Here is a 7,765-nt window from a genome sequence, read left to right as displayed (position 1 = left end):
CTCGCCGACCCGGCGACCGCCCAGTACACCGAGACCTGCGGCCTCGGCGACCTGCGCACAGTGCTCGCCGCGCGCGAAAGCGCGCGGCTCGGCCGCGCCGTCGATCCGCAACAGGTCGTCGTCACCCACGGATCGCAGCAGGCGCTGAGCCTCATCGCGCAGGCGCTGCTCGACCCGGGTGATCTCGTCGTCGTGGAGGAACCCGCCTACACCGGCGCGCTACAGGTGTTCCGTGCCGCCGAGGCAGCAATCGTCTCCATCCCCGTCGACGACGACGGTCTCGACACCGACGTGCTCGACGAGTTGCTCGCCGGCGGCGCCCGGCCGGTACTCGTGCACACCGTCGCCACCTTCCAGAATCCGCGTGGCGCAGTCCTGTCCGCGCCCAGGCGAGCACACCTGGCGGCCCTCGCCGACCGCTACGGATTCCGGATCGTCGAGGACGACCCCTACGGCGACCTGTGGTTCGGGACGTCACCGCCCGCGCCCGTCGCGTCCCACACCGACCGGGTGATCCGCCTGTCCAGCGCGTCGAAGATCATCGCCCCGGCGTTGCGCGTCGGCTGGCTGCTCGCCGACCGGGACGTGTGCGCCGCCGTCGAACTGCTCAAGCAGGGCGCCGACCTGTGCGGATCGTCGCTGACCCAGCGCATCGCCGCGGACCTGCTCGCCGACACCACCTGGCTCGACGCGCACCTGACGGTGCTGCGCGCCACCTACGGTGCTCGCGCACATGCCCTGTCCGCTGCTCTCGCAGACGAATTCGGGTCCGGTATCGTGAGCTCACCGGTACGTGGCGGCATGTTCACCTGGACGACCCTGCCCACCGCTGCAACCGCCGCCGAATTGCTTCCCGTCGCAGCGGATCTCGGCGTGGCCTTCGTTCCGGGCGATGCGTTCGCGGTCACCGGCGACCACACACACGCCGCGCGACTGTGTTTCGCGACCTCCTCGGAAGACGAACTGTCCGAAGCGATCCGGCGTCTGAGCGTCGCGACGCGGACCGTCGGGAACGCCCGACCGCCCGCTCACGTCCAGTCGTAGGTCCGTTCGACGGCCTTGTTCCACCCGCGGTACAGGCGTTCACGCTCGGCCTCGCTCATGCCGGGCTCCCAGGTGTCGCCGACCGCCCAGTTGCGACGGATGTCGTCCTCGCTTTCCCAGAAGCCGACGGCCAGACCGGCCGCGTACGCCGCGCCGAGCGCGGTGGTCTCCGCGACCACCGGCCGCACCACCGGCACGCCGAGAATGTCGGACTGGAACTGCATCAACGTGCGGTTGGCGACCATGCCGCCGTCGACCTTGAGCGTACGCAGATCGACTCCGGAATCCGCGCGCATCGCCTCGATGACCTCACGCGTCTGATAGGCGGTGGCCTCGAGGGCGGCACGCGCCAGATGTCCCTTGTTGACGAACCGGGTCAGGCCCGCGATGACGCCGCGGGCGTCGGGACGCCAGCGTGGCGCGAACAACCCGGAGAAGGCGGGCACGAAGTAGGCGCCGCCGTTGTCGGGGACGGACGCGGCCAGTCCCTCGATCTCGCTCGCGTCGCGGATGATTCCGAGATTGTCGCGCAGCCACTGCACGAGCGACCCGGTGACCGCCACCGACCCTTCGAGCGCATACATTGCGGGCGCCTCACCGATCCGATAGCAGACGGTCGTGAGCAGGCCGTGTTCACTGCGCACCGGCGTCGTTCCGGTGTTGAGCAGCAGGAAGTTCCCGGTGCCGTACGTATTCTTGGCCTCGCCCGGTGTCAGGCACGCCTGCCCGAACGTCGCGGCCTGCTGATCGCCGAGGATGCCCGCGACGGGAACCCCGGCGAGCGGGCCGCGTTCGCGCGCGTAGCCGTACACCTCCGACGAACTGCGGATCTGCGGCAGCATCGACATCGGAATCCCTAAATCGGCACAGATCTGCGGATCCCATTGTAGTGTCTCGAGATTCATCAGCATCGTCCGGGAAGCGTTGGTGACGTCGGTGACGTGCACACCCGGTTCCTGCGACCCGTTGCCGATACCACCGGTCAGATTCCACACGATCCAACTGTCGACGGTGCCGAACGCGAGCTGTCCGGCCTCGGCCTTCTCCCGCGCACCGTCGACGTTGTCGAGGATCCACCGCACCTTCGGGCCCGAAAAGTACGTCGACAGTGGAAGACCCGTCGCCTCCCGGTACCGGCCGACGCCCTCGTCGCCGGCCAGTTCGCCGATGAGCCGATCGGTGCGGGTGTCCTGCCACACGATCGCGTTGTACACCGGCCTGCCGGTGGTGCGATCCCACACGACCGTCGTCTCACGCTGATTGGTGATGCCGATCGCCACGATCGCACCGCCCGGCAGATCCGCCTTCGCCAGCGCCACCGCCGCGACCTCGCGGGTGTTCGTCCACAACACCTCGGGGTCGTGCTCCACCCAACCCGAGCGCGGAAAGATCTGCTCGTGCTCGGTCTGCGCGACCGAGACGATGCGCCCGTCGTGGTCGAAGACGATGCACCGACTGGACGTGGTGCCCTGGTCGATCGCGGCGATGTACTGGTTCACGGCGTCCTCGCTCGAAGGGTGACGGTTGCGCTCGGGTTCAGTGGTGCTCGGGTTCAGTGGTGCTCAGGTTCAGTGGTGCTCAGGTTCAGCGGTACGGTGTGGAAACTACTAGCCTGGTGGAAACTACTAGCCTGGTGGAAACTACTAGCCTGGGACCGGATACGTCGAGGAGGCATGGGGAGTGGCGCGGTGAGCAACAAACCGGGAGTGCAGTTCCTCGGACCCCAGCAGCGCCGCGAGGCGTGGCAGCGGCTGGGCTCCGAACAATTCGACGTCGTCGTCGTCGGCGGCGGCGTGGTCGGTGCGGGCGCCGCACTCGACGCCGCGACCCGCGGGCTGCGGGTCGCACTCGTCGAGGCCAGGGACTTCGCCTCGGGCACGTCGAGTCGCTCGTCGAAAATGTTCCACGGCGGTCTGCGCTACCTCGAACAACTCGAGTTCGGCCTGGTCCGGGAAGCACTGCGCGAACGGGAACTGTCGCTGACGACACTCGCGCCGCACCTGGTCAAGCCGCTCGAATTCCTGTTCCCGCTCACCCATCGGGTGTGGGAGCGGCCGTACATGGCCGCCGGAATCTTCCTCTACGACCGGATGGGCGGCGCGAAGTCCGTGCCCGCGCAGAAACACCTGACCCGGTCCGGCGCGTTGCGCATGGCGCCGGGACTCAAACGGTCCTCGCTCATCGGCGGTATCCGCTACTTCGACACGGTCGTCGACGACGCACGCCACACGATGACGGTGGCGCGGACCGCCGCGCACTACGGGGCGGTCGTCCGCACCTCCACGCAGGTCGTCGGTTTTCTGCGGGAAGCCGACCGGGTGTCGGGTGTGCAGGTACGCGATTCCGAAGACGGAGTCGTCACCGAGGTGAAGGCCCATGTGGTCATCAACGCGACGGGCGTGTGGACCGACGAGATCCAGGCACTGTCCCGGCAACGCGGCAGGTTCCGGGTACGCGCATCCAAGGGTGTCCACATCGTGGTGCCCCGCGACCGCATCGTCGCCGACTCGGCGATCATCCTGCGCACCGAGAAATCGGTGCTGTTCGTCATCCCGTGGGGCAACCACTGGATCATCGGCACTACCGACACCGACTGGAATCTCGACCTCGCGCACCCCGCGGCGACGAAAGCGGACATCGACTACATCCTCGACCGCGTCAACGAGGTGCTCGTCACCGCGCTCACCCACGACGACATCGACGGCGTATACGCGGGGCTGCGACCGCTGCTCGCCGGCGAGAGCGACGAAACCTCGAAACTGTCCCGCGAACACGCGGTCGCGCGGGTGTCACCGGGACTGGTGGCGATCGCGGGCGGCAAGTACACCACCTATCGTGTGATGGCCGAAGATGCCGTCGACCTGGCCGCCGAGGACATCCCGTCGCGCATCGCGTCGTCCATCACCGAGAAGGTACCGCTGGTCGGTGCGGACGGCTATTTCGCCCTGGTGAACCAGACGATGCACCTCGCCGAGCAGTACGGGGTGCATCCGTACCGGATCAAGCATCTGCTCGACCGGTACGGCTCGCTCGTCGAAGAGGTCCTCGCCCTCGCCGACGGGCAACCCGAACTGCTGCAACCGATCACCGACGCACCACAATACTTGCAGGTGGAGGCCGTGTACGCGGCCGTCGCGGAAGGTGCTCTGCACCTCGAGGACGTCCTCGCCCGGCGCACCCGCATCTCGATCGAATATCCGCACCGGGGGGTGCACTGCGCCGAGCAGGTCGCGCGACTCATCGCGCCGATCCTGGATTGGGACGCCGACACGGTGGACCGGGAGATCGGTACCTACCGCGCGCGAGTCGATGCGGAGGTCCGATCGCAGAGCCGGCCCGACGACGAGTCCGCGGATGCGTTGCGCGCGGCTGCACCCGAGGCCCGTGCGGAGATCCTCGAGCCGGTGCGGGTCTGGGGGTAGGCAGCAGGTCAGTGCACCAGCAGGTCAGTGTGCCAGCAGGTCAGTGGGTCAGCAGAACTTTGGTGAGCACGACCGTCACGGCGACCAGTGTGATGGCGGCGGCGCTGACGAGCCAGCCTGTGCTGGGCCGCTTGCCGTTGAGCCTGCCGATCACGAAGACGATGCCACCGATCCGCACGAGTACCGCGACCTCGGCGAGCAGCTGCGCGGTCCGAGGTTCGAGCCAGCCGATCCAGCCGATCGCCAGGATCACGCACGGCATCACCGCGGAACTGAGGATCGGCACCGAATTGCGTACCTCCCGCCACCGGTCGGTGGCGGTCAACTGCGCGCCCTGCCGCACGCTGTGCCCGACCGCCTCGGCGAAGATATGGGCGACGAAGGTGGACACGGTGGTGCCCAGCACGATGGCGATCCCGACGTACTGGTGGTCGGTCACGACCGGCACCAGTGCTGCCAGCACCAGGATGTTGCCGTAGACGTAGGCGCTGATACGGCTGGCGGCGTTGTCCCGGTCGAGGGGTTGGCTCCGCGAGAACAACGGGCCGTGCAGAACGGCGTGGGCGTCGACCTTCATGCCGAACAGCGTGACACGTGGCGGCCGGTCCCACCGGGCTACCGGCGCGGTGCCACATCCGGGCTGTAGTGCATGGGGGAGTCGCGCCTGTCTCGTGGCGGCAAGTTCCGTGCCGGGGTGTGCACGATCGGTGCGCCGGCCCGGATACGGCCGGAAGCGCGGTCCCAACCGGCGCGTGCTCGCGGATGATATCGGTAGCGCCGCGGCACGAGTCGCGTGCCGAGACCGATCGCCCTGCCGACCGCGCGGTGCACGTGCTGTTCGGGGCGCGACCACGACAGGCCGAGCAGGTCGCGCACGGGTTGGTCGTAGAGGCCGACGGTCAGCCACAGGAATCCGCGGGTGGCAACGGGACGGACGAGGTGCCAGACCGGCGCCGGGAGCCAGCGCAGGAACGGCGGCCGGTCGAGGTGCGTCAGGTCCAGGACGTCGCGGGTGGCCTTGTTGTCTTCGAGGACGTTCCGGCACATGTGGTCCCAATAGTCGAGGAAATCCTCCCACGACTCGGGGACCGACCGCATGGGCATCCCGTACAGGCGGTACCACTGCACGTGTTCGTCGAACAATCGGTGCTTGTCGGCGAGGGTGAGCGGTCCGTCGAACCATTCGACGGACATGACCAGACTGTAGAAGAAGGTGGCGTGCGCCCAGTAGAACGTGTCGGGGTCCAGGGCGTGGTAGCTGCGGCCTCGGCTGTCGACGCCCTTGACGGTGTCGTGGTAGCCGCGGACCTGCCGGGCGGTGTCGGGGGCGCGGTCGCCGTCGAAGACGACACCGTAGATCGGATACAGCGACCGGTACAGCCGTTCCCAGCGCTCGTCGAAGAACTGGGAATGCTCCTCGACGGCGGCGCCCAGGCCCGGATGCATGTTCTGCATGGAACCGGCCCACGGCCCGAACAGCATGCCGCGCCAGCCGCCGAAGTACTTCCACGTGAGGGAGTCCGGTCCGAGCGGCGCGGGCACATTCCGACTACGCATGTTGTCAGAGTAGAATTCTCCGGCGCAGGGGTCAACGGTGGCACAGGGGTCGACGACAGGAATGAGCGGTGGAGGCAACACGCCGAAGTTGGGCGGGAACCGCCCTGGAGGATCGTCGGCGTGTTCGGCGCCAGGCTCTGCTGACGGCCGGGATCGAACTGCTCGGCGCGGTCGACCGGTCGGCATCCAATGTTCGCGCGGTCTGTCGCGCCGCCGGACTGACCGAACGATACTTCTACGAGAGCTTCGGCGACCGGGACACCTTTGTTCGCGCCGTCTACGACGAGGTCGGTGACCGTGCCCGCCGCGTGCTCGTCGACGCCCTCGACAATGCCCCGGCGAGCAAGCGGGCAGACGCCGCAGTCCGCGCGTTCGTCGAATTGATGGTCGACGAACCGGCCGCGGGGCGGGTGCTGCTGCTGGCGCCGCTGCGCGAACCGGCAATCGGCAGGAGCGGTGTCGAACTCGCCCCGGCCTTCGTCGGCCTCGCACAACAGCAGCTCACGGCAATCGAGGATCCGCAGAAACGGCACATGATCGCCGTTGGCGTCGTCGGCGCACTGACCAGTGTGTTCATGGGCTACCTCGACGGCACCGTCGTCGTGCCCCGCGAGCTGCTGGTGCAGCACTGCGTCGATCTCGTCGAACACGCCGGCCGCGCATAGACCGGCCGCGCATCGGGTATCCACTCCCCGGACGAAGGGAGAATACGATGCCGAACCCGTCGATCAAGGACGAAGAGCTGTATCAGGATCTGCGCGACGACGGCGCCTCGAAGGAGAAGGCCGCCCGAATCTCGAATGCGGCCGCGGCTCGGGGCCGGTCGTCGGTGGGACACAAGGGCGGCAAGTCCGGCTCGTACGAAGACTGGACTGTCACCGACCTGAAGAAGCGAGCCAAGGAAATCGGACTCACCGGGTATTCCTCGAAGCGCAAGGGCGAGCTGATCGACGCCCTGCGCAACCACTGAGCAGAAACCCCCGATTTCAGACCGCCCGCAACCGGTAGCCGCGCGGTGTCGCCGAGAACCCCGATTCGGAGAGGAACGCGGCGAAATCGTCGCCGTGGATCGAACGCCCGTCGACCTTCTCCACCACGATCTTGTCGACGCCACCGCCTCTGACAGTGGCTGCGAGCGAGGTGCACGCCACCCGCAGCGCCCCCGGATCGTCGTCGAACGTCAGGACGGTGCGACCACCACGCTCGACGAACAGCAGTAACTTCCCGTCGACCAGGACCACCAGGGAACCGGCCTTGCGGCCCGGGCGGTGCCGCGTGGCGTCGTCGGCGCGCGGCGCAGGCCACGGCAGGGCAGCGCCGTACGGGTTCGCGGGATCGCACGCGGCGAGTGTCACCGCCGGTGTCTCGGTATGCCGCCCCTCGAGGGATTCGCCGTAGGACCGCAACCGGTCCACGACGTCGGGCGTCGAGAACTGCGCGCCGCCCAGCGAATCGACGAAATAGCCTCGCCGGCAGCGGCCGGACTCCTCGAACCGGGCGAGGACCTTGTACATCAGCCCGAACCCGCCCGGCACCCCTTCACCGGTGACGGCGCCGCGCGTCACCACGCCGTACCGTTCGAGCAGCAGTTCGGCCGTCGCGTGGGCGCGGATCGTCGATTCCGGTTCGGGTTCGGGCAGCAGTGCCCACCGCCCGCCCACCGTCGGCGGTCCGGTCCGCGACGGCATCACCGGCCGCGCACGGTACATGCGCGACCGGGGTGCCCGGCGGGGAGCGCGGTG

General features: G+C 68.3%; 8 protein-coding genes. 4 read left to right on the top strand and 4 right to left on the bottom strand.

The window, feature by feature from the left end; all coding sequences use genetic code 11:
* A partial coding sequence (locus WAX14_RS02750) for a PLP-dependent aminotransferase family protein (RefSeq protein WP_422626562.1) occupies positions 1-1,044 on the top strand: 1,044 nt, incomplete at its 5' end.
* On the opposite strand, the gene glpK is transcribed toward WAX14_RS02750, so the two are convergent.
* Entirely contained in the window at positions 1,029-2,543 is a 1,515-nt protein-coding gene (gene glpK, locus WAX14_RS02745) for a glycerol kinase GlpK (RefSeq protein WP_422626561.1), read from the bottom strand. The two genes, WAX14_RS02750 and glpK, sit on opposite strands and share 16 nt — an antisense overlap.
* A gap of 189 nt (positions 2,544-2,732) precedes the next feature.
* Here glpK and WAX14_RS02740 point away from each other — a divergent pair, with 189 nt between their 5' ends.
* Complete coding sequence (locus tag WAX14_RS02740; RefSeq protein WP_422626560.1) at positions 2,733-4,466, top strand: glycerol-3-phosphate dehydrogenase/oxidase; 1,734 nt, start codon at positions 2,733-2,735, stop codon at positions 4,464-4,466.
* 40 nt (positions 4,467-4,506) lie between these two features.
* Here the strand turns inward: WAX14_RS02740 and WAX14_RS02735 are convergent, their stop codons facing one another.
* Positions 4,507-5,043: a hypothetical protein gene (locus WAX14_RS02735; protein WP_422626559.1), complete on the bottom strand. Its 537-nt coding sequence runs from the start codon at positions 5,041-5,043 to the stop codon at positions 4,507-4,509.
* Between the two features lie 38 nt (positions 5,044-5,081).
* Entirely contained in the window at positions 5,082-6,023 is a 942-nt protein-coding gene (locus WAX14_RS02730; RefSeq protein WP_422626558.1) for an oxygenase MpaB family protein, read from the bottom strand.
* Between the two features lie 68 nt (positions 6,024-6,091).
* Between WAX14_RS02730 and WAX14_RS02725 the strand changes: the two genes are divergently transcribed.
* Together WAX14_RS02725 and WAX14_RS02720 are read left to right on the top strand one after the other, a co-directional pair.
* Positions 6,092-6,688: a TetR/AcrR family transcriptional regulator gene (locus tag WAX14_RS02725; RefSeq protein ID WP_422626557.1), complete on the top strand. Its 597-nt coding sequence runs from the start codon at positions 6,092-6,094 to the stop codon at positions 6,686-6,688.
* A 47-nt stretch (positions 6,689-6,735) separates the two neighbouring features.
* The gene (locus tag WAX14_RS02720) at positions 6,736-6,993 is read left to right on the top strand and encodes a DUF7218 family protein (RefSeq protein ID WP_422626556.1); all 258 of its coding nucleotides are present in this window, start codon (positions 6,736-6,738) and stop codon (positions 6,991-6,993) included.
* A 16-nt stretch (positions 6,994-7,009) separates the two neighbouring features.
* Here WAX14_RS02720 and WAX14_RS02715 read toward each other — a convergent pair.
* The coding region (locus WAX14_RS02715) for an Lhr family helicase (protein ID WP_422626555.1) at positions 7,010-7,765 on the bottom strand (756 nt) is incomplete at its 5' end.

Source organism: Rhodococcus sp. (in: high G+C Gram-positive bacteria), assembly GCF_049299235.1.
GTDB lineage: Bacteria > Actinomycetota > Actinomycetes > Mycobacteriales > Mycobacteriaceae > Rhodococcus.
This window is presented reverse-complemented; position numbering and strand designations above follow the sequence as displayed.

What these genes read in the sequence shown, in the direction of transcription:
- WAX14_RS02720 (WP_422626556.1), top strand. Translation starts at nt 6,736, where the DNA reads ATGCCGAACCCGTCGATCAAGGACGAAGAGCTGTATCAGGATCTGCGC.
- WAX14_RS02730 (WP_422626558.1), bottom strand. Translation starts at nt 6,023, where the DNA reads ATGCGTAGTCGGAATGTGCCCGCGCCGCTCGGACCGGACTCCCTCACG.
- WAX14_RS02735 (WP_422626559.1), bottom strand. Translation starts at nt 5,043, where the DNA reads ATGAAGGTCGACGCCCACGCCGTTCTGCACGGCCCGTTGTTCTCGCGG.